Here is a 20770-nt window from a genome sequence, read left to right as displayed (position 1 = left end):
TGAGGGTCGCGGGTTCGAGTCCCGTCATCCGCTCTGGAATCTCAGGTTTCCACGTGGTGGGTTGGCCGAGAGGCGAGGCAGCGGCCTGCAAAGCCGTATACACGGGTTCGAATCCCGTACCCACCTCTCGTGTGGCCCGCAGCCACGCAAAATAGACCGCACGGTCTCATAAGGGCGATTGGCGCAGTTGGTTAGCGCGTTTCCTTGACACGGAAGAGGTCGCTGGTTCGAGTCCAGTATCGCCCACAGATAAAGACGCCCCGCGGGGCGTCTTTTTTATTGTCATCTCTCGTTTCCCTTGCCGTGAGAGAGTACAAGTATGAGCGGACAGCACGCACTCTTTCTCGACTTCGACGGCACACTTGCCGACCACGGAATCGTTCCTAAGGCTCACGTCGACGCACTCGCGCGCGTGCGCGACGCCGGTCATCTGGCGTTTCTGTGCACCGGCCGCCCGCACTCGCTCATTCCGCGCGACGTCGAAATGGCGCTCGACGGCGTCATCGGCTCGGCGGGAGCCTACGTCAAAGTGGGGGAGTCCATCCTTGAGGATTCGCGCTTCCCCGCGCACCTTGCCCGCCGAACCGTCGACACGCTCCTCGCAGCCGGCGATTTTCCCTTTGTTCTCGAGGCGCCCGAGGCGACCGTCGGAAACGCGACCGCAGAACAGTACATTCGCGAGCGCCTCGCCACGAGCTTTCGCAGCGGCACGGTCTCGCAAAAGGAAACGGGAACGCTCGGGCAGGGATCCGCGGATCTCCTCGGCGCCTTTGAGCGTCACAGTGATCTCTCGCAGGTCTCTTTTGCGAAAGTCGTCGCGTGGCGATGCCCGGTCAGCATTACCGAGATCGCACGGTCAATTGGCCCGGAGGTCCGCGACATGCCCTATTCGATTGGCGAGGATCAGGACACCTCTGGTGAACTGCAACTTTCCGCGATCGACAAGATCGACGGAGTTAAGCGCGTTCTCGAGCACACGGGGATTCCGCTCGAGCGTGCGGTCGGTTTCGGCGATGGCATGAACGATGTCGGCATGCTTCGCGGGGTGGGAGTCCCGGTGCCGGTCGAGGGGTCCGACGCCTCCCGCGCCATCAGCGACCCTGCTTATGTCATGAGTGGGCCGCGCGAAGGCGGTCTTGCCGACGCGCTCGAAAAGCTGGGACTCGTGTAGCCCTACTCGAGCTCGAGGCCGAGCTCCTCCTGGATGGCGGAAAGCTGACCGGCCGACGCCCTCAACAGATGGGTTTCGTGCTCATCGAGCGGAATGTCGAGCACGCGCTCGACACCGCCACGGCCCACGACGCTCGGGACGCTCATCGCCACACCGCTGACGCCACGGTAGTCATTCAGGACCGTCGAGACCGTCAGCACGGCTTTTTCGTCATTAATGATGGCCTCGCAAATCCGGGCCGCGGAAACCCCGATCGCCAGGTTTGTTGCGCCCTTGCCCTGGATGATTTGGTACGCCGAATTTGCGACCTCGTCGCGCACCGCGTCCAGTTCGGCCTCGGTGAAGGCGAGGGAACCGTCGGAATTCCTCCACTCGCGAAGCGGAATGCCGCCGATATTGGCGTTTGACCACACGGCAAACTCGCTATCGCCGTGTTCACCAATAATGCGTGCGTGCACGCTGCGTGGGTTCACGCCGATCCGCTTGCTCAAGAGCCATTTGAGCCGGCTCGAATCCAGAACGGTTCCCGAGCTAAAGATGCGAGACGGATCGAGTCCAGTGGCCTGCTGGGCGGCAACCGTGAGGACATCGCACGGATTCGTGACGAGCATGAACATCGCTTCGGGCGCCTGCTCGAGAAGCTGCGGCATAAGGGAGCGAAGAATCTTGACGTTGGTGCCCGCAAGATCGAGACGGGTCTGGCCGGGCTTTTGACGCGCACCAGCGGTGATCACGACGACGTCGGCGTCGGCCACGCACGAAATGTCGCTCCCGCCAAGGATCGTCGCTCCTGAGCCGAACTGTGCGCCGTGAGCGAGATCGAGAACCTCGGCCTCGGCCTTAGCGGTCGCGAGGTCGTACAGGGCAATCGTCTGCGCGCTCCCGCGCAGCATCGCGGCATACGCGACGGACGAGCCCACACTGCCGGCGCCGATCACGGCAATCTTGGTGGGGCGAGTGGAGGGAGAACCAGCTGAAACAAGGGGAGAAGTCATATTTTTATGGTTCGCTCGCGCGAGGCCCTTTGGCAAGTGAGTGATCCTCTTTTCACACGATCGATTCCCTCTCGCAGGCGCAGAAACCTTGAGACCTCACTCGTTAGACTGGACGGCGGAGCCGGCAGTGTAGGTCGGTTCGCACCCGAGAACTAAAGGAGTCATCCGTGTCCCAGCTTTCCATCGTCCTCGACGGCTCACCCACCACGATCGAGCAGGGGACCACGGGAGAAACGCTGTACGAGGGTCGCCGCGAGATCGTCGCCCTGCGCATCAACGGCGAACTGAAGGACCTGTACATCGCGCCCGCCGAAGGCGACACCGTCGAGGGCGTGGACATCGCGAGTGAGGATGGCCTCAACATTCTGCGTCACTCGTGCGCACACGTTCTCGCGCAGGCCGTTCAGCGTCGCGACAGCAACGCCAAGCTCGGTATCGGCCCGTTTATTACGGACGGCTTCTACTATGACTTCGACGTCGCCGAGCCTTTCACCCCCGAAGATCTCAAAGCGATCGAGAAGGACATGCAGCGTATCGTCAAGGAAGGGCAGCGCTTCCAGCGCCGCGACATCGATGACGCCGACGCGCGTGAAGAGGAAAAGGACGAGCCGTACAAGCTTGAGCTGATTGGCCTGAAATCGAATGCCGATACCGCCGCCGAAGGCGCGAGCGTCGAAGTCGGCGACGGTGGCCTCACGATGTACGACAATGTGAATAAGAAGGGCGAGGTCGTGTGGACCGACCTGTGCCGCGGGCCGCACCTGCCCTCGACGCGCCTCATCGGCAATGGCTTCTCCCTCATGCGCTCCGCAGCCGCCTACTGGCGCGGCAGTGAAAAGAACCCCATGCTCCAGCGCATCTATGGAACGGCGTGGGCGACGAAGGACGACCTGAAGGCCTACAAGTTCCGCCTCGAGGAAGCGCAAAAGCGCGATCACCGCAAGCTGGGCAGCGAGCTCGACCTGTTCAGCTTCCCCGATGAAATCGGCTCTGGCCTTGCCGTGTTCCACCCCAAGGGCGCCATGGTACGCATGGAGATGGAAAACTACTCCCGTCAGCGGCACGTTGAGGCCGGGTACGACTTCGTGTATACCCCTCACGCGACCAAAGGGCAGCTCTTCGAAACCTCCGGGCACCTCGACTGGTATCGCGACGGCATGTACCCCCCGATGCATCTCGATGAAGAACGCGATGCTGAGGGCAACGTCACCAAGCAGGGCCAGGACTACTATCTCAAGCCCATGAACTGCCCGATGCACAATCTCGTGTTCGCCGCCCGCGGGCGCTCCTACCGTGAGCTTCCCCTGCGACTGTTCGAGTTCGGCACCGTGTACCGCAACGAAAAGAGCGGCGTGATCCACGGTCTCACGCGTGCGCGGGGTTTCACCCAGGATGACGCCCACATTTACTGCACGCGCGAGCAGATGCGCGATGAGCTCACAACGCTTCTGACCTTCGTGCTCGACCTGCTCAAGGATTACGGCCTCGACGACTTCTATCTCGAACTGTCGACGAAGAACCCCGAGAAGTTCGTGGGTAGCGATGACGTGTGGGAAGAGGCGACGCGAACGCTCGAAGAAGTCGCGACCGCCTCCGGGCTCGATCTCGTTCCCGATCCGGGTGGCGCAGCGTTCTACGGCCCCAAGATTTCCGTTCAGGCGAAAGATGCGATTGGGCGCACGTGGCAGATGTCGACCATTCAGCTCGACTTCAACCTGCCCGAACGCTTCGATCTCGAATACACGGCGCCTGACGGCTCGCGCCAGCGACCCGTCATGATCCATCGCGCGCTCTTCGGCTCCATCGAGCGCTTTTTCGGTGTTCTCACCGAGCACTACGCGGGTGCCTTCCCCGTGTGGCTCGCGCCGGTGCAGGTCGTGGGGATTCCCGTAGCGGGAGAATTCGTGCCCTACCTCGAGGAGGTTGCAGCGAAGCTTCGCGCTCACGGCGTGCGCGTCGAAGTCGATGCGTCTGATGACCGCATGCAGAAGAAGATCCGCAACCACACCAAGGAAAAGGTGCCGTACATGCTGATCGCTGGCGGTGAGGATCGCGACGCCGGAGCCGTGAGCTTCCGCATGCGCGACGGAAGCCAGGACAACGGCATTCCGGTTGACGATGCAGTCGAGCGCATCCTCGAAGCGATCCGCACGAAGGCTCAAGTGTGAACCCGATGAACGGTGAGCAGGAGGCTCGAGTCGGGGAGGCCTTCGAGGACGCCCACGCATTCGCCGGCACCCCCGACTCCCTCCAGCGCCTGTGGACACCGCACCGCGTGGCATACATTCAGGGGGAGGGGAAACCCTCGAGCGCGGAGGCTACCGACGAATGCCCGTTTTGCACGGGGCCGGACAAGAGCGATGAGGACGCACTTATCGTTCACCGAGGCGACTTCGCGTTCGTGATTCTCAATCTTTTCCCCTACAACTCCGGGCACCTTCTCGTGTGCCCCTACCGTCACGTGAGCGACTACACCGACCTCACGCGCGAGGAATACCTCGAAATCGCGGAGCTCACGCGAACGGCGATGCGCGTGGTACGTGCCGTGTCCAATCCCGCGGGCTTCAACCTCGGGATGAACCAGGGAGAGGTTGCCGGGGCTGGAATCGCCGCGCACCTTCACCAGCACGTCGTACCGCGGTGGCTCGGCGATGCGAATTTCCTTCCAATCGTGGGGCGCACCAAGGCCCTCCCGTTCCTGCTCTCGCACACACGCGACATGTTTGCTGAAGCGTGGCCCGAGGCAGGGAAGAAAGGCGCAAAGGAGCACACGTGAGCACTACAGGGCAGTCGCGCGGCTACGGCTACGACGTTTACCGCGATGTCCCTGAGGACATCGCCCATGCGATGCCATCGTTCGGGGAACGTGCGAAAAAGAAGCCGCGCGGCAAGGTCGCCACGTGGATCATCTTTTTTCTCGCCTTTCTCGCGCTCGCCATCACCGCACTGCTGCTCTTCTACTTTGTGATCCTGCCGCAGGGGATTGGGACGAGCCTCGTCTCGCTCACGGCCGCCCTCGTACCGTTCGGCATTGTGCTCAGCGCCGTGTGGTGGCTCGACCGTAATACCCCTCAGCCGCGCTTTACGAAGACCTACGCCTTTTTGTGGGGATCCATCGGCTCCATTGCCATGACGTATATTTTCGGCACGGCAGTCGTCTTTTTGATCGCCATGCAGGCCAAGGACGCAAGCTCTCAGGAATTCCTCGCGGTGGCGTTCCAGGCCCCGGTCGTCGAGGAGTCGACGAAGGCGCTTGGGCTCGTGCTGCTCCTCCTTTTCGGGCGGCGCTACATTTCTGGGACGATCGACGGCGTTATTTACGCGATGCTCATCGCTGCTGGCTTCGCCTTTACCGAAAACATCACGTATTTCGCACGATCATTCGCTGCTGCTCAAGTCGAGGGTAACTCGACCGTTTTCTGGCAGACCTTCTTCTTACGCGGGCTTCTTTCACCGTTCGCGCACGCGAGTTTCACCTCGCTCGTCGGGCTCGGTGTCGGTATCGCGGCGGAGCGCCGGAGCCTCCCTCTCTACTTTTTCTTAGGAGCCGGCGGTCTGAGTCTCGGTATGGGCCTGCATGCCCTGTGGAATGGCGGTTCGATGCTCCTCGCGCTCAATGGCGTGACGAGTCTGAAAGGGCTTCTGTTCTGGTACGCGATCATCGAGGTGCCGATCTTCCTCACACTTGCGCTGCTCTTCATTTTCCTTCGCTGGCGCGAGAGGCGGATTCTGCGCTGGCGTCTTTCCGACTACGGGCGTGCCGGGTGGTTCACCCCTAGCGAGGTTGACATGCTCGTGGGCCTGCGCCGCCGTCGCCGCGCCGTGGCCTGGGCGGCAAGCTATGGAGCAGTTACCGCTTGGTCGATGAAAGAGTTCCAGCGCGTGGCGCTGCGCCTCGCCGCACAGCGGCAAGCTGCGCTTGCGGGACACACGTCCTCCAGGATCAAGGAATCCGAGGCCATGTTGCTTTCGCAACTGACTGAAACGCGGCGAGTACTGGCCGCGCTCACGTATCCGGTTGCGCCGGCGCGTACAATGGTTCAGCGATAATTTCCGAAGAACGAGGGAAACCGATGTCAGGTCACTCTAAATGGGCAACCACGAAGCATAAGAAAGCTGCGATCGATGCTAAGCGTTCGAAGCTCTTCGCGAAGCTCATCAAGAACATTGAAGTTGCGGCGCGCATTGGCGGCCCCGACCCCGCCGGTAACCCCACGCTCTACGACGCGATCCAGAAGGCCAAGAAGAGCTCCGTCCCGAACGACAACATTGATCGCGCGGTTAAGCGTGGCGGCGGGCTCGATGGCGCAGGAGTCAACTACGAGACTCTCATGTACGAAGGCTATGCCCCCGGCGGCGTCGCGCTTCTCGTCGAGTGCCTTACCGACAACAAGAACCGCGCCGTTTCGGAGGTGCGCGTGGCCTTCACGCGCAACGGTGGAAACATGGCTGACTCCGGCTCGGTGTCCTATCTCTTCAACCGCAAGGGCGTCGTGACCGTCACCAAGGCAGGCCACACGGAAGATGAGCTGCTCGAGATCGTGCTCGACGCGGGTGCCGAAGAGATCAACGACGAGGGCGAGGTTTTCGAGATCATCTCGGAGGCGTCGGACGTCGTCAGCGTCCGCACCGCACTCCAGGAAGCCGGCGTGGACTACGACAGTGCCGAGGCCTCATTCGTGCCGACCATGCGAACTGCGGTGGATCTTGAAGGTGCCCAAAAGGTGCTGCGCCTTATCGACGCGCTCGAAGACAGCGACGACGTGCAGAACGTGTACTCAAACCTCGATATTCCCGAGGACGTTGCCGCGCAGCTCGAGGCCGAATAGTCGGCCCACACGAGGGCTGTATGCGAGTTCTGGGAATTGATCCCGGTCTCACCCGGTGCGGGTTTGGGGTCGTCGATGGCGGCCCCGCCCGATCCGTGCGTCTTGAAGCCGTTGGCGTGATCACGTCGCCCCGGGACGCCGGCGTGGATGCACGCCTCCTCGAGATTTATCAGGGACTCGTGCACGTGATCGAGCAGTATGCACCGGATATCGTCGCGGTCGAGCGTGTGTTCTCGCAAAATAACGTTTCGACCGTCATGGGGACGGCGCAGGTGTCGGGTCTCGCGATTGTGCTCGCGGCCGAGAGGGGAATCCCGGTCGCGATGCACACTCCTTCCGAGGTTAAGCGCGCGATCACGGGCAACGGCCGCGCCGACAAGGCGCAGATTCAAACGATGGTCCAGAAGATTTTGCATTTGAATGCGCCGCCCAAGCCCGCGGATGCGGCGGATGCGGTGGCGATCGGGATCACGCAGCTGTGGCGAGGCTCAGGTCCGGTCAAGTTAGGGTCCGACGGCGCCCGGCGAACAAGCGCCCAAGCTCAGTGGGCCGAGGCCGAGCGAAAGGCTCGACTCGCCCAGGAGAAGTCGACCTCCCGCCTGTAGTCGTACGCGTGTTCTAAAATCGGGGGCGTGATTGCTTCCCTTCGCGGCGCCGTGAGCGCCATCGCTCTCGATTCTTTCGTCCTCGATGTTGGCGGGGTGGGGTACCTGGTCAACACGTCACCACAAACGCTGTCTGCTGTGCGTACGGGGCAAGAGATGCTCGTGCACACGGAGCTTGTGGTGCGCGAGGATTCGATGACGATCTACGGCTTCCTGACGAAAGACGAAACCGATCTCTTCCGCACGATTCAATCGGTTTCGGGGATCGGTCCGCGGATTGCGATCGCCGTGCTTGCAGTCATGGACCCCGCAACTTTCGCGCGCGCGGTCCTCGACGAAGACCTCAAGACCCTGACCTCGGTGCCGGGAATCGGCAAGAAGGGGGCTCAGCGCATGACTCTCGAGTTGAAGGACAAGATCGCCCCCTTCGCGGCGGGCACGTCGGAGGGCGCAGCCCCCGCTCCCTCGGCGCCGGAGACCAATGAAAGTTCGGTTCTCGATTCGCGCGCCGCGAAAGACGTCGTGCAGGGCCTTCAGGGCCTGGGGTGGCCCGAGAAGGGAGCCAAGGAGGCCGTCGAGGCGGTGCTGCTGAGCTATGAAGAGTCCGAGCAAGGATCGAGTGCGAGCCTCGATTCGGGTGTGCTGCTGCGCCTTTCGCTCCGTCAGCTGGGTGGGCGTTCATGATTGAACATTCCGGCGTGAGCGGCGAGGGAGCTGAGACAGGCGAGACTCTCCAGCGGATCATCGGTGCGGAAGCCGGCGCCCTTGACCGCGCGGCAGAGGGTGCCCTGAGGCCCCGTGAGCTTGCCGACTTCGTAGGGCAGAAGAAGGTGCGCGAACAGCTCTCGCTCGTGCTCGATGCCGCATCGCTGCGGGGAGCACCTCCTGAGCACATGCTCCTATCGGGGCCTCCGGGCCTCGGGAAAACAACACTCGCGATGATCATCGCGCACGAGCTGGGCTCGCCCCTCAAAATTACGTCCGGGCCAGCCGTCCAACACGCCGGTGATCTCGCCGCCATCCTCTCGTCGCTTGAAGAGGGCGAGGTGTTGTTCATCGACGAAATCCATCGCCTCGCACGCCCCGCCGAGGAAATGCTCTACATGGCTATGGAGGATTTTCGCGTCGATGTTGTGGTGGGCAAAGGGGTCGGGGCCACGGCGATCCCACTCGAACTTCCCCCCTTTACGGCGGTCGGAGCGACGACGCGCGCCGGGATGCTTCCCTCGCCTCTTCGCGACCGGTTTGGATTCACGGGTCACCTGGACTACTACACGGCTGAAGAACTCGCCCTTGTCATCGCAAGGAGTGCCGCGCGGCTGGAGATTGATATCGATCCTCAAAGCGCGCACGAGATCGCCTCGCGCTCGCGCGGTACGCCCCGTATCGCTAACCGACTTCTGAGGCGCGTACGCGACTACGCCCAGGTGCGCGGCGGCGGCGCGATCACGATGGACTCCACGCTCGAAGCGCTCACGGTGTACGAGGTCGATCCCCGTGGCCTCGATCGCTTGGACCGAGCAGTGTTGCAAGCACTGTGCACAAAGTTTGGTGGCGGACCGGTTGGCCTTTCTACCCTCGCGATCGCAGTCGGCGAGGAAACAGAGACCGTCGAGACCGTCGTCGAACCGTTCCTCGTTCGCGAAGGTCTCCTCGGGCGCACCCCGCGCGGCCGCATCGCGACACCGGCGGCATGGGAGCACCTGGGGCTTGACGTTCCCGCCGTCGACCCCGCACGTGGCGGAACACTCTTCGATGAGCCCGGACGTGAGGACGGTCGCTTTAACTGAGTGGGGAATAGCGGCCATACGCGGGTACAGTGGAACGGATTGTGACTCCCGATGGAAGGCTCGTCTCGTGCAAAACCCCATGCTTTTGATGATCATCATGCTCGTCGTGATGGCTGTACCGATGTTTCTCATGTCGCGCGGTCAGCGAAAGAGGATGCAGCAGCACCAGGAACTTGTGAAGTCTCTTGGCGTCGGTGATGAAGTTCGTACCCACTCGGGCTTTTACGGCATGATCGTCGAAGAAGAGGGCGACACGGTGATCCTGGAAACCGAGGACGGCTCGCAGCTCAAGTGGAACCGCAACGCGATCGCCGAGCGTGTCGACAGCTTCGGCGAAAACTCGGCCGAAGCGACCTTGAGCGATGCTCCCGCCTCCGATGCCGACCTGCGAAGTGACGCGGAGAAGAGCTCGGACTTCCTCGCTGACGACAGCAAGAACTGAATCGAAGAAGGCGACGCGCGGTACCCACGTGCGTCGCCTTCGTATGACTTAAAGGACCGTTCATGCCAGCACGACGCATAGCGCTTACGACGCTCACCGTCCTGATTCTCGTCCTCGGGGGCATCCTCGGCTTCGGCGTGGCGAACAACGGGTGGAAGGCCGCCCCGAAGCTCGCGCTCGATCTCGAAGGAGGCACTCAGGTCATCCTGCAAGCCAAGTCTCACGGCGGTGAGGCGATCACTCCCGAGCAGATGGAGCAGGCACGCCAGATCATTTCTCAGCGCGTGAACGCGATGGGCGTAGCGGAGACGGAGATCTCCGTCCAAGGCGGCACGAATATTGTCGTGAACGTTCCCGGGAAACTCGATGAGGCTACGAGCGATGCACTGCGGCGCACCGCCACCATGAGCTTCCGTCCTGTGCTTCTGCAGGTGGCGCCCAACGCTGGTGTTTCCGACGCAGGCGGGGCAAGCGACGGGACGAGCGAGAATGCTGCGTCGCTCGGTCCCGTTGCGCAGGACGTTGCAGCTGCCTCGGATGGCGGGGGAGAGGGATCCTCATCTTCGGCGAGCAAAGGCGTGAACACCTATAAAGGGGCGAAGGCCTGGAGTCAAGAATGGCTCTCAACGGTCGACCAAAAAGAGTTCGCCAAGCTCGACTGCACCGACCCCGACACGCTCAACAACCATTCGGTTACAGGCCGCGATGACGAAGCCGTCGTCGCCTGCGGAGCCGGTGGAACCTCGAAGCTGATCCTCGGTCCAGTTGTCGTCAGCGGCGAAGCGATCAAGGACGCGAGCGCCGGTGCGGACAAGAACAAAACCGGTCAGGATACGGGTTTCTATGCAGTCAATCTGACCTTTAACGATGCGGCCGGTAAGGCCTTCGGCGAAATGAGTTCGGCGCTCTACGGCGATCAGGGAGCGACTAAGCAGTTCGCAATCGTGCTCGATTCCCTCGTGATCTCTGCACCGCAGGTCCAGGCCGTGACGACAACCCAATCCACGATTACGGGCAACTTCACGGCCGATCAGGCGAAGGAACTTGCGAGCCAGCTCAAGTTTGGCGCGCTCCCGCTCGAGTTCACGGTGCAGTCAGAACAACAGATTTCCGCGACGCTCGGCTCCGATCAGCTCACCTCGGGCCTCATCGCGGGTCTTATCGGCCTTGCTCTCGTCGTCATCTATGCCGCATTCCAATACCGAGTGCTCTCAATCGTGACAACCGCATCGCTTGCCATCATGGGCGTGCTCGCTTACCTCATCATCACGCTCATGTCGAACATGCCTGAGATCGGCTATCGCCTTTCTCTTGCAGGAGTTGCCGGCCTTATCGTGTCGATTGCCTTCACTGCGGATTCGTTCATTGTGTACTTCGAACGTGTTCGCGACGAAATCCGCGATGGGCGCGGCATCGTCGCAGCGATCGACCACGGCTGGGACCGGGCGAAGCGTACGATCCTCGCGTCCGACGCCGTCAACGTCATCGCTGCTGTCGTGCTGTATCTCGTGAGCGCGGGCAGCGTACGCGGCTTCGCCTTCACGCTCGGTCTTACAACGGTTCTCGACCTTCTCGTGGTGTTCTTGTTTACGCACCCGCTCCTGCAGAGCCTTGGGCGCAAGAACTTCTTCGGGAAAGGGCACCCAGCCTCGGGCCTCGACCCCGCACTGCTCGGGCGCGACGTTCCAGCGTATGCGGGCCGCGCGCGCTTCCGCAGCTCCGAAGAACGCGGAAAGGGGCGTAAAGCCAAGGGCGGCGATAGGGGCGCGGCTGGCGTCGGAACTGAAACCCTTGCCGAGCGCAAGGCGCGCCTCGCACGCGAAGCCGCGGAGGACTCGCATGGTGCCGACCACAACGCCACTCCTACCGGCTCGCACTCAGCGACCACCGAAGCCTCCTCGCCCGAGGACACAACCCCGAAGGAGGACCGCTGATGTCGCGCTTTTCCACGTTCGGCAACGAACTCCACTCCGGTCAACGCTCAATCCCCATCGTTCCTCGCCGCAAATGGTGGTACTTGGGCTCTGCGCTCATCCTGGTGATCCTCGCAGCGATCACGGGGGTGCGGGGCGTGAACTGGGGTATCGAATTCACGGGTGGCAGCGAGTTCCAGATCTCGCACGTGAAGAACCCGGACCAAGCTCTCGCCCGTGATGTTGTGCGCGAACACGTGCCCTCGAACGAGCCGCGCATCTCGCAGGTGGGTGGCAATATTCTGCGCGTTCAAACGGAAGAGCTCTCCACCGATGCGACGAAGGCGCTCAGCGCAGACCTCGCGAAGGCCTACAACGTGCCTGCGGAGGATGTTTCGAGCTCATTCGTCGGGCCCAACTGGGGCGGGGACGTCACCGCGAAGGCTATCCAGGGCATCGTCATCTTCATGCTGCTCGTGACCATTGTGATGGCGCTCTATTTCCGAAACTTCAAGTCATCGGTTGCCGCGATGGCCGCGCTCACCCACGACCTTCTCTTCACAATCGTGGCGTATGGCGCGATCGGATTCGAGGTCACCCCCGCCACGGTGATCGGTTTTCTTACGGTCCTTGGCTACTCGCTCTATGACACGGTCGTCGTCTTCGACAAGGTGCGAGAGAACACTGAGGGCTTCCTCGAGCGCACTGACGCGAGCTTCGCGACCCTCGTCAACCGAGCGACGAACCAAACGCTCGTGCGTTCAATCAATACGTCGGTTGTTGCGCTCTTGCCCGTCGGCTCGATCCTGATTATCGGCGCATTTATTCTTGGAGCCGGAACGCTGAAGGATATTTCGCTCGCCTTGTTCGTGGGCATCATCGCCGGCACCTACTCATCCATCTTCCTTGCGCCGAGCTTCCTCGTGGACCTGCGTAAGGGCGAAAAATCTATCAAGGACCACACACTGCGCGTTGAGCGCACACATGAAAAGGACGTTGTCACGGCATGACCACTACGCCAGTACCCCCCGAAATTGCCGAAATCGAACGCACACACATCGGGCTCTACCAGGATTTTCCGCAGCCCGGCGTCCTCTTTCGCGATATCACCCCGCTTCTGCGTGACCCCAAAGCGATGAAAACCGTCATCAAGTACTGGGCGAGCACCGTTCCCGCCGAGGTTGATCTGGTTGTGGGAACGGAGGCACGTGGTTTCGTTTTTGGTGCCCCGCTCGCGTACGAGATGGACCGCGGTTTTGTGCCTGTGCGAAAGGCAGGCAAGCTTCCGGGGAAGCCGAACTCTCTCACCTACGACCTCGAATACGGTTCAGCAACGATCGAAATCGCGGAAAACGCCGTCCCGAAGGGGGCGCGCGTTCTCGTTCTCGACGATCTTCTGGCAACCGGCGGCACGGCCGCGGCGACTATCCAGCTCGTTGAATCGCTCGGTGCCGAGGTCGTGGCTGCCAGCTTCCTCATCGAGCTTCTCGGACTCGGTGGCCGTGAAAAGCTCGGTGACATCCCGCTGCACACCGTGTGGAGCATCCAGAACTGACTTTGAGTGCCCTGGACATGGCCACGGGCGTTTTTGGGTTTAAACTGGGATAATTCCGACACGAGGAAGGCGGTGAGCGGCATGGATGCGGATCGTGAGGACTCCCGCCCGCGCAAAGTTTGGGGAACGAAAGATGATCCCCTTCTCCTGCCGCTCATCGACGCAATCCGTGAACTTCATCCGGAAGCCGACCTTTCCCTCGTCTATCGCGCGTATAACGTCGCCGAGTACTGGCATCGCCCCCAGTTTCGCAAGAGCGGCGAGCCGTACATTACGCACCCGATTGCGGTCGCGACGATCCTCGCGGGCATGGGTTCCCCGCCCGATGTGCTCGCGGCGGCCCTTCTTCACGACACCGTTGAGGACACCGAATACACGCTTGAAGAGCTCACGACTGATTTCGGCGAGACAATCGCCGTCATGGTTGATGGCGTCACGAAGCTCGACAAAGTGCGGTACGGCGAAGCCGCGCAGGCCGAGACCGTGCGAAAAATGATCATTGCGATGAGCCGCGACATTCGTGTTCTGCTCATCAAGCTCGCGGATCGTCTTCACAACGCTCGCACATGGAAGTTTGTGTCGAGTTCGAGCGCCGAGCGCAAGGCAAAAGAGACACTCGAGATCTATGCACCGCTCGCGCACCGCCTTGGACTTAACGCGATTAAGTGGGAGCTTGAGAATCTGAGCTTCCAGGTGCTCTATCCGAAGCTCTATGACGAAGTGGTGGCGCTCGTTGCCGAGCACGCTCCGGCGCGCGAAGAGTACCTTGCGGGCGTGATCGGCACTATCGAGGAAGACATTAAATCCGCGCACATCGAAGGCACGGTGACGGGTAGGCCGAAGCATTACTACTCGGTCTATCAAAAGATGATCGTGCGCGGGCGCTCGTTCAGCGACATCTATGACCTTGTGGGGATCCGCGTGCTCGTGGACACGGTACGCGACTGCTACGCGGTTCTCGGTATTTTGCACGCGCGTTGGAGCCCTATGCCGGGGCGTTTCAAGGATTACATCGCTCTTCCGAAATTCAACCTTTACCAGTCGCTTCATACGACGGTCATCGGACCTGGCGGCAAGCCCGTTGAAATACAGATTCGCACGTGGGATATGCACCGCCGCGCAGAGTACGGCGTTGCCGCGCACTGGAAGTACAAAGCCGCTACGGCCCGCGGCGAAAAGATCGAGGATTCCCCGCAGAGCTCTGCCGTCGGCGGGGATATGTCGTGGCTTCGCCAGCTTCTTGACTGGCAGAAGGACACGACGGATTCCGATGAATTTCTCGAGTCGCTGCGCTACGAGATGGCCTCGAATGAAGTGTACGTGTTTACGCCCAAGGGCGATGTTGTCTCACTCCCGCAGGGGGCGACTCCCGTCGATTTCGCGTACGCGGTCCACACGGAGGTCGGCCACCGCACGATGAGCGCGCGCGTGAATGGCAAGATCGTGTCGCTTAAATCGGAGCTGAACACGGGCGACGTCGTCGAGGTCTTCACGTCGAAGGCAGAGGGTGCAGGTCCCAGCCAGGATTGGCTGAATTTCGTGGCGTCGACTCGTGCACGCACGAAGATTCGACAGTGGTTCTCGAAAGAGCGACGCGAAGAGGCGCTCGAGCGAGGCCGTGACGAGCTTGCGCTTCAGCTCCGCCGGCAGAATCTGCCGTTGCGCCGCATGCTCACGCACGAGATGCTCACAAACGTCGCGGCGGACCTCAATTACGACTCGGTCGACGCGCTGTATACGGCGATCGGTGAGCACCATGTGAGCGCCGAGAATATCGTGGGTCGCCTCATTTCTGAGGTGGGCGGCGCCGAGGGCGTTCAGGACGACATGGCCGAATCTGTCGTGCCATCGCGGGTGCTCGCGAAGCCGCGCCGCGCCTCACATGCCGATCAGGGCGTCGTTGTGGATGGTCAGCGTGATTTGTGGGTGAAGCTCGCAAAGTGCTGTGCCCCCGTGCCCGGTGATGACATCGTGGGTTTTGTGACGCGTGGCAATGGCGTGAGCGTGCACCATGCAGCGTGCGCGAATGCGGAGCAGATGCGTGAGAAGCAAGCCGATCGCTTCGTGCCGGTGAGGTGGTCTGGCGCGACGAACCAGGCCTACATGGTTCATATCAAGGTCGAGGCACTTGATCGATCACGGCTTCTTACTGATCTCGCTGACGTGATCTCCGAGCTTGAGGTCAATATCCTTTCGGCCTCAGCGCACTCGCTTCCGGATCGTATCGGTGTCGTCTTCTTCTCCTTTGAGCTTGCGGATCCCTCTCATCTTCGTAACGTGCTCACGCAGGTGCGGAAGGTGTCGGGCGTATTCGATGCTTACCGCGTGACGAGCGATGGCAAGCCGATGTGATCTGCGGTCTGATGGTGCGTTTTGGCAGCGCGACCTTCGAGCGTCTTTTCGATCTCTTTAGCGAGTGCTGCGAGCTTTTTGTAGCGGGCTCGCCCCGTCCGTGGTCCCGAGTAACCGTTGCCCCGGCCTGAGCGACACGCGCGATAGGCGATGCGCGTGAGGTCGCTGCTTGTCACCCATCCCTGAGCGACGAGCCTTTCGGCATAGATGCGGGCGGTTTCGTCTGCGCCTTTGCGTGCGAGTTCAGCGAAAGCGCGGTGGGGCGCGAGCGTGGGGATTCCCGCGGGATAGGCGATGTCTCCGGTGGCGAGGGTGATTTTGCGAAGCTCGAGGTCGTCATAGCGTTGGCTGTGCCGTTCTGAGGCGACGATGAGGCGTGAAGGCGAGTAATCGCCGCCGCACCATATCCAAGCCGCTGTGTGATCCGCGATGACTGCTCCCGGGGCGGTCGCGGTAGGGGAAATCCGCTCGATGGCAACGCCGACGGCCGCTGCCCGTTCGCGCACGCCGACTGTGGGAGTGACGGCCAGGGCAAATCCCGAGCCAAGTGAGGCGAGCGGTAGGTCTCGCGCAAGAAACGGAAGCGATGCACCGGGCTCGAGGAGGAGTGCGTGCCCCACGTCGAAAGCGAACGGCGCGCGGCCTGCTTCGCGAAGGTGAGGCGCGAGGCATGCTGTCGCGGTGGCATGTGTGGGGCGAGTCATGGCACCAGAATCACACGAAAGGCGGGAGCCCGCAGGGCTCCCGCCTTTCATTGTGGAGAACTTTAGTTGTTGAGCAAGTTCAACGCCTAGCCAAGATCTTTAGCGCTACGCTCGATCACTTCGAGCCATTCGCGTCGGGCATCGAGAGCGGCCTGCGCCTTCTCGATTTTCTTTGCATCGCCCGTGGCTTTGGCCTTCTCGAGATCCTCTTCGTAGCTCGCGATGGCTGCGTGCAGCTGCGAGGAGGCGCCCTCGACGCGTGCCTTGGTGCGCGGGTCGGTCCGGCGCCACTCGTCGTCCTCAGCCTTCTGGAACGCGGCGCGAACGGCGCGGATACGGTCCTCGACGCGACGCATCGCGTTGCGGGGGACACGGCCAGCGGCGTCGTAGCGGTCCTCGATCGAGCGGAACTGCTCCTTTGCCTTGTCCAAATCGGTGATGGGCAAAAGAGCCTCAGCCTCGGCGAGGAGGGCTTCCTTCACTTTGAGGTTTTCGGACTGTTCCGCCTCGATTTTCTTGAGGTCGGCGTTGCGGCGATCAAAGAAGGAATCCTGCGCGGCTTTGAACTTTGCCCACTGGGCGTCGTCCTTCTTGCGGTTACCGCGGGGAGCAGCACGCCACTGATCCATGAGCGAGCGGAACTCTCGGGCCGTAGGGCCGAAGTCTTCAGAGTCCCGGATAGCCTCCGCCTGTTCGATGAGGCGTGCCTTGATCTTTTCCGCCTTCGCGTGCTGTTCATCGAGCTCACTGAAGTGCGCCCGGCGCTTGCGGTCAAATTCGCTTCGGGCGGCTGAGAGGCGCTTCCACAGCTTGTCCTCGACTTCCCGTTCGAGCGACACCTCGTTCTTTTGCATCTCTTTCCAATTCGGCACCATCGAGCGCATCGTCTCGGCGGCCTTCTTCCAGGAGATGCGGTGGGAGTCGGTGGCGACGAGCTCCTCGATTCCTTCGACGAACGCGGTGCGCTTCTTAGTCGACTCCTCGCGGGCAGCGAGGCGTGCCTTCTCAAGCTCGCCGATGAGCTCCTTCGCCTTCTCTCGAAGTTCGTGGGCGCGTTCGCGCAGCGCGGGGATGTCGCCGACGACCTTCGGCTCCTTCATGTTCTTACGCATCTGCTCGAGGATGCGGTTGAGGTCTGCCTGGGTGAGCCCGGGAACCTGGAGCTTCTGCTCGACCACGTCGAGGAAGGCGCTCAGATCGAGGTAGGCGTGGGCGAAGGGGGTGAGAGCCTTCTCGCGCTCGGTGCCTTTTTCAACGGTGCCGATTTCGCGGATCTGGGTGCCGTCCTTCACCGTGACGGTGCCTTCGTCGGTCACATCGCCGAACGTGAGGGCTTCGGTGACCTTGGCGTCGTCGTAGCTTGTTGCAGTGGGAACGATAGGAACGAGCGGGGTGCGCGGCGCCTTACCTTTAAGCTGTGCGGGGGAGCCGGGCTTAGGGGCGCTGGGCTTTGGTGCTCCCGGCTTTGGGGCACTGGGCTTAGGTGCCGACGTCTCGGCTGTTTCGTCCGACGCCTCCGCCGCTTTTGGCGCTTCTGCTTCGGTGGCCTGCGCGCTTGCCTCTGCTGAGTCAGGGGCGTGCGTGGCCTGAGGGGATTGAGGGGCCTCAGGCGTTGCAGGGGCCTCAGGCGCGGCGGGGTTCTCGGGGGTGTTCTGGTCGTTCTCGTTCACGAGCTTCTCCTAGGATTCGAGGGCACCGGGGTGCCTCGGACAGGGGACGGGGCATATTGCCTCGCACCAACGGCGGCGCATTAGCCACGGCATTACCTAAAACTGTATCGCGGATAACACTGCGAACGGAATTCGATGCCGCGGCATGGGAAACGCGGCACGATGGTAGGCATGACTGATGTGCGCGCCACCCTCGATTTTGTGCTGTCCCCCTATTTGAGTGCCACGTGCTCGATCCTGAATGACGGAACCGACGCTCTCGTCGTGGACCCCGGGCTCGAGGTCCACGAGGAAGTTACGAACACGCTTGGGGAGCAGGGCCTCAACCTGCGAGCGATCCTCGTGTCTCACGGGCACCTCGACCACGTTGCCGACGCCGCCCTCCTAGCCTCGCAGTTCAACGTGCCGGTGTACGTGGGTGCTCGCGACGAGTACAGGCTTGAGGACCCTATGGGCCAGCTACCGTCGGCGTTTACCAACCAGATCCGGCCCCGCTGGGACGCGCGCGGCTGGTCTAAGCCCGCGGACGTGCGGCCCCTTGGAGACGGCGATGTTCTCGATGCGGGGAACCTGCGCCTCGTCGCACACGCGTACCCCGGACACACAGAAGGCTCGACACTCTATTTCTTCGACGGTCCCGTGCACATCAATCCGCTCGTCGGTGTGACGCCGCGTGCCCTCACCGCGCCCGCCCTGGCCTTCACCGGAGACGTGCTGTTCAAGGGAACGATCGGCCGCACCGATCTGCCGGGCGGCAACCCTGAGGAGATGAAAGCTTCGCTTACGAAGCTTCGAGGGTTCGCTCTTGGCCATGCTGAGGCAGTGATTGTGCCGGGTCACGGCCCCTTGAGCGTCTTCCGGGACGAACTCGCGGATAATGGATACCTGCGCACCGCCTTCTGAGGCTGGATCAGCGTAGAAGACACCACAACTTGTCAAGGAGAATAGCTCATGGCGAAAGTGACGCCGCTTTCCGGATTTCCCGAATGGCTCCCTGCCGAGCGCCGCATCGAGCAGCACGTGATGGACACGTTCCGGGATGTCGCAGAGCTGCACGGCTTCTCCAATATCGAGACCCGTGCGGTTGAGCCGCTCGACCAACTTCTGCGCAAAGGGGAGACCAGTAAAGAGGTCTACCTGATCTCGCGCCTTCAAGCCGACGATGAGGATCGCGATAAGGAGGGCCAGAAGCTCGGCCTTCACTTCGACCTCACCGTCCCGCTTGCGCGGTATGTTCTCGAGCATCAAAACGATCTCGCGTTCCCCTTCCGCCGTTACCAGATTCAAAAGGTATGGCGCGGCGAACGCCCCCAGGACGGTCGTTTCCGCGAGTTTTATCAAGCGGATATAGACATCATTGGGCAAGATACGCTGCCCTCTCACATGGATGCCGACGTCGCGATCGTGATGGCCGAGGTGCTCGGAAAACTCCCGATTCCTGGCTTCACGATCTCGGTGAACAATCGCAAGCTTTCGCAGGGCGTCTTCGAGGCACTGGGGCTCACCGACATCGAAGGTGTCCTCAGGCAGCTCGACAAGCTCGCCAAGGTTGGCGAAGCGGAGGTGCGCACACTCCTTATCGAGCACGCGGGAGCGAGCGAAGAGCAGGCCGACGGCTGCCTCGCCTTTGCGCGGATCAAGGCGACCCATGAGGACCTTGCCGAGAAAGTCAACGCACTTGGCGTCTCGAGCGAGGCGATTACGCACGCACTCGAGGAGCTGAGCTTCGTGATCCGCACCGTCAACGCCTCGGTGCCGGGTGCTTGCATCGCCGATCTCTCGATCGCGCGAGGTCTCGACTACTACACGGGAACGGTGTTCGAAACCTTCGTAGAGGGCCACGAGGATCTTGGTTCGATCTGCTCGGGCGGCCGGTACGACACGCTCGCAACCGACAACCGCCACTCCTACCCGGGCGTTGGTCTTTCGATTGGTCTTTCTCGTCTTGTCTCGCGGCTCGTGACGCGGTCGCTCGCGACCTCCACGAGGGCGGTGCCGACCGTCGCACTCGTCGCGGTAGCGGACGAGGAGCACCGTGAGGCGAGCGTCGACGTCGCCCGTGTGCTGCGTTCGCGAGGTATTTCTGCCGAAGTCGCACCGAGTGCCGCGAAGTTCGGCAAGCAGATCAAGTACGCGGATCGCCGCGGTATTCCCTTCGTGTTCTTCCCCTCCGAGGATGGCAGGGGAGAAGTCAAAGACATTCGCAGCGGCGAACAGACCCCAGCCGACGCGCATACGTGGCAGCCACCAAAAGACGACATGACCGCGCGTGTGGTGGCGACCACCTCGACCAAATAACCTGAAATAAGAACGCCTTTGAGGGAGTTAGAAACGACATGGCAACCGTAGAAATGACCAAGGAAAACCACGACGAACTCGTCAAGGACGGGATCGTTTTCATCGACTTCTGGGCAGAGTGGTGCGGTCCGTGCCAGCGCTTCGCCCCGATTTTCGAGAAGGCCTCGGAGGAGAACCCCGACGTGACCTTCGCGAAGGTTGACACGGAGGACCAAACCGAACTGCAAATGCAGTACGGCGCAACGTCGATCCCCACCATCGTGGCGTACCGCGATGGCATCCCCGTGTTCGGCCAGCCCGGCGCCCTTCGCCAGGCTGACCTCGACTCGCTTATCTCGCAGGTGCGCGGCCTCAACATGGACGAGGTCCGCAAGGCCTACGAAGAGCAGCAGGCAAAACAGGGCTAGTAAGCACTTGCTCTCCGCAAGAGGGAAGAAGCTCGCCAG

At 61.8% G+C, this 20770-nt stretch carries 19 protein-coding genes and 3 tRNA genes (1 of these 22 cut by a window edge); 19 read left to right on the top strand and 3 right to left on the bottom strand.

Features of this window, described 5'->3' with window-relative positions; all coding sequences use genetic code 11:
• The 4 genes from HMPREF3176_RS05625 to HMPREF3176_RS05610 all read left to right on the top strand — a co-directional run.
• Window positions 1–33: transfer RNA gene (locus tag HMPREF3176_RS05625), tRNA-OTHER, on the top strand; it begins 54 nt to the left of the window's first position.
• Window positions 34–55: 22 nt separating this feature from the next.
• A tRNA-Cys gene (locus HMPREF3176_RS05620) sits at window positions 56–126 on the top strand.
• A gap of 46 nt (window positions 127–172) precedes the next feature.
• Window positions 173–246, top strand: a tRNA-Val gene (locus HMPREF3176_RS05615).
• A 73-nt stretch (window positions 247–319) separates the two neighbouring features.
• Window positions 320–1171 carry an HAD hydrolase family protein gene (locus tag HMPREF3176_RS05610; protein ID WP_070458753.1) on the top strand — a complete coding sequence of 284 codons (852 nt, stop codon included), beginning with the start codon at window positions 320–322 and terminating at the stop codon, window positions 1169–1171.
• Window positions 1172–1173: 2 nt separating this feature from the next.
• On the opposite strand, the gene HMPREF3176_RS05605 is transcribed toward HMPREF3176_RS05610, so the two are convergent.
• Entirely contained in the window at window positions 1174–2166 is a 993-nt protein-coding gene (locus HMPREF3176_RS05605; protein ID WP_070458877.1) for an L-lactate dehydrogenase, read from the bottom strand.
• A 167-nt stretch (window positions 2167–2333) separates the two neighbouring features.
• Here HMPREF3176_RS05605 and thrS point away from each other — a divergent pair, with 167 nt between their 5' ends.
• The 12 genes from thrS (at window position 2334) to HMPREF3176_RS05545 (ending at window position 15652) form a co-directional block, all read left to right on the top strand.
• The gene (thrS, locus tag HMPREF3176_RS05600; protein WP_016664402.1) at window positions 2334–4334 is read left to right on the top strand and encodes a threonine--tRNA ligase; all 2001 of its coding nucleotides are present in this window, start codon (window positions 2334–2336) and stop codon (window positions 4332–4334) included.
• 5 nt (window positions 4335–4339) lie between these two features.
• Complete coding sequence (locus HMPREF3176_RS05595) at window positions 4340–4942, top strand: HIT family protein (protein WP_040386938.1); 603 nt, start codon at window positions 4340–4342, stop codon at window positions 4940–4942.
• The gene (locus tag HMPREF3176_RS05590; protein ID WP_070458751.1) at window positions 4939–6216 is read left to right on the top strand and encodes a PrsW family intramembrane metalloprotease; all 1278 of its coding nucleotides are present in this window, start codon (window positions 4939–4941) and stop codon (window positions 6214–6216) included. The genes HMPREF3176_RS05595 and HMPREF3176_RS05590 overlap by 4 nt, the downstream gene beginning before the upstream one ends.
• 23 nt (window positions 6217–6239) lie before the next feature.
• Window positions 6240–6995 (top strand): YebC/PmpR family DNA-binding transcriptional regulator, encoded by a 756-nt coding sequence (locus HMPREF3176_RS05585; RefSeq protein ID WP_016664405.1) that lies wholly within the window; start codon window positions 6240–6242, stop codon window positions 6993–6995.
• Window positions 6996–7015: 20 nt separating this feature from the next.
• Complete coding sequence (ruvC, locus tag HMPREF3176_RS05580; RefSeq protein WP_070458749.1) at window positions 7016–7600, top strand: crossover junction endodeoxyribonuclease RuvC; 585 nt, start codon at window positions 7016–7018, stop codon at window positions 7598–7600.
• Between the two features lie 27 nt (window positions 7601–7627).
• Window positions 7628–8284, top strand: coding sequence for a Holliday junction branch migration protein RuvA (gene ruvA, locus HMPREF3176_RS05575; protein ID WP_070458747.1), 657 nt, complete (start codon window positions 7628–7630; stop codon window positions 8282–8284).
• The gene (gene ruvB, locus HMPREF3176_RS05570; protein WP_061212487.1) at window positions 8281–9390 is read left to right on the top strand and encodes a Holliday junction branch migration DNA helicase RuvB; all 1110 of its coding nucleotides are present in this window, start codon (window positions 8281–8283) and stop codon (window positions 9388–9390) included. The genes ruvA and ruvB overlap by 4 nt, the downstream gene beginning before the upstream one ends.
• A gap of 67 nt (window positions 9391–9457) precedes the next feature.
• Entirely contained in the window at window positions 9458–9832 is a 375-nt protein-coding gene (yajC, locus tag HMPREF3176_RS05565; protein ID WP_246826658.1) for a preprotein translocase subunit YajC, read from the top strand.
• Window positions 9833–9894: 62 nt separating this feature from the next.
• A complete protein-coding gene (gene secD / locus HMPREF3176_RS05560; protein WP_070458743.1) occupies window positions 9895–11766 on the top strand; it encodes a protein translocase subunit SecD in 1872 nt (623 codons plus the stop codon).
• Complete coding sequence (secF, locus tag HMPREF3176_RS05555) at window positions 11766–12755, top strand: protein translocase subunit SecF (protein ID WP_016664411.1); 990 nt, start codon at window positions 11766–11768, stop codon at window positions 12753–12755. Before secD ends, secF begins: the two co-directional genes overlap by 1 nt.
• On the top strand, window positions 12752–13300 hold the full coding sequence (locus HMPREF3176_RS05550) for an adenine phosphoribosyltransferase (RefSeq protein ID WP_016664412.1): 549 nt from the start codon (window positions 12752–12754) through the stop codon (window positions 13298–13300). Before secF ends, HMPREF3176_RS05550 begins: the two co-directional genes overlap by 4 nt.
• 81 nt (window positions 13301–13381) lie before the next feature.
• Window positions 13382–15652, top strand: a complete 2271-nt coding sequence (locus HMPREF3176_RS05545) for a RelA/SpoT family protein (protein ID WP_016664413.1) — start codon at window positions 13382–13384, stop codon at window positions 15650–15652.
• Here HMPREF3176_RS05545 and HMPREF3176_RS05540 read toward each other — a convergent pair.
• Window positions 15619–16356: a hypothetical protein gene (locus HMPREF3176_RS05540; RefSeq protein ID WP_141742368.1), complete on the bottom strand. Its 738-nt coding sequence runs from the start codon at window positions 16354–16356 to the stop codon at window positions 15619–15621. The two genes, HMPREF3176_RS05545 and HMPREF3176_RS05540, sit on opposite strands and share 34 nt — an antisense overlap.
• A gap of 86 nt (window positions 16357–16442) precedes the next feature.
• Window positions 16443–18026, bottom strand: coding sequence for a DUF349 domain-containing protein (locus HMPREF3176_RS05535; protein ID WP_070435982.1), 1584 nt, complete (start codon window positions 18024–18026; stop codon window positions 16443–16445).
• Window positions 18027–18197: 171 nt separating this feature from the next.
• Between HMPREF3176_RS05535 and HMPREF3176_RS05530 the strand changes: the two genes are divergently transcribed.
• Genes HMPREF3176_RS05530 through HMPREF3176_RS05520 form a run of 3 tightly spaced genes read left to right on the top strand, consistent with a single transcriptional unit; the run spans window position 18198 to window position 20731 of the window.
• Window positions 18198–18929 (top strand): MBL fold metallo-hydrolase, encoded by a 732-nt coding sequence (locus tag HMPREF3176_RS05530; RefSeq protein WP_070458740.1) that lies wholly within the window; start codon window positions 18198–18200, stop codon window positions 18927–18929.
• A gap of 48 nt (window positions 18930–18977) precedes the next feature.
• The gene (hisS, locus tag HMPREF3176_RS05525; protein ID WP_070435983.1) at window positions 18978–20324 is read left to right on the top strand and encodes a histidine--tRNA ligase; all 1347 of its coding nucleotides are present in this window, start codon (window positions 18978–18980) and stop codon (window positions 20322–20324) included.
• Window positions 20325–20362: 38 nt separating this feature from the next.
• Entirely contained in the window at window positions 20363–20731 is a 369-nt protein-coding gene (locus HMPREF3176_RS05520; protein ID WP_070435984.1) for a thioredoxin family protein, read from the top strand.
• Window positions 20732–20770 lie beyond the last annotated feature (39 nt).

It is taken from the genome of Dermabacter sp. HMSC08H10 (assembly GCF_001807585.1).
GTDB classification, from domain to species: Bacteria; Actinomycetota; Actinomycetes; order Actinomycetales; family Dermabacteraceae; genus Dermabacter; species Dermabacter hominis.
This window is presented reverse-complemented; position numbering and strand designations above follow the sequence as displayed.

Coding starts and splice junctions, on each gene's coding strand:
- secD (WP_070458743.1), top strand. CDS start 9,895: ATGCCAGCACGACGCATAGCGCTTACGACGCTCACCGTCCTGATTCTC.
- HMPREF3176_RS05595 (WP_040386938.1), top strand. CDS start 4,340: ATGAACGGTGAGCAGGAGGCTCGAGTCGGGGAGGCCTTCGAGGACGCC.
- ruvC (WP_070458749.1), top strand. CDS start 7,016: ATGCGAGTTCTGGGAATTGATCCCGGTCTCACCCGGTGCGGGTTTGGG.
- secF (WP_016664411.1), top strand. CDS start 11,766: ATGTCGCGCTTTTCCACGTTCGGCAACGAACTCCACTCCGGTCAACGC.
- HMPREF3176_RS05610 (WP_070458753.1), top strand. CDS start 320: ATGAGCGGACAGCACGCACTCTTTCTCGACTTCGACGGCACACTTGCC.
- HMPREF3176_RS05540 (WP_141742368.1), bottom strand. CDS start 16,356: ATGACTCGCCCCACACATGCCACCGCGACAGCATGCCTCGCGCCTCAC.
- HMPREF3176_RS05585 (WP_016664405.1), top strand. CDS start 6,240: ATGTCAGGTCACTCTAAATGGGCAACCACGAAGCATAAGAAAGCTGCG.
- hisS (WP_070435983.1), top strand. CDS start 18,978: ATGGCGAAAGTGACGCCGCTTTCCGGATTTCCCGAATGGCTCCCTGCC.
- HMPREF3176_RS05605 (WP_070458877.1), bottom strand. CDS start 2,166: ATGACTTCTCCCCTTGTTTCAGCTGGTTCTCCCTCCACTCGCCCCACC.
- HMPREF3176_RS05545 (WP_016664413.1), top strand. CDS start 13,382: ATGGATGCGGATCGTGAGGACTCCCGCCCGCGCAAAGTTTGGGGAACG.
- HMPREF3176_RS05520 (WP_070435984.1), top strand. CDS start 20,363: ATGGCAACCGTAGAAATGACCAAGGAAAACCACGACGAACTCGTCAAG.
- HMPREF3176_RS05530 (WP_070458740.1), top strand. CDS start 18,198: ATGACTGATGTGCGCGCCACCCTCGATTTTGTGCTGTCCCCCTATTTG.
- HMPREF3176_RS05550 (WP_016664412.1), top strand. CDS start 12,752: ATGACCACTACGCCAGTACCCCCCGAAATTGCCGAAATCGAACGCACA.
- ruvB (WP_061212487.1), top strand. CDS start 8,281: ATGATTGAACATTCCGGCGTGAGCGGCGAGGGAGCTGAGACAGGCGAG.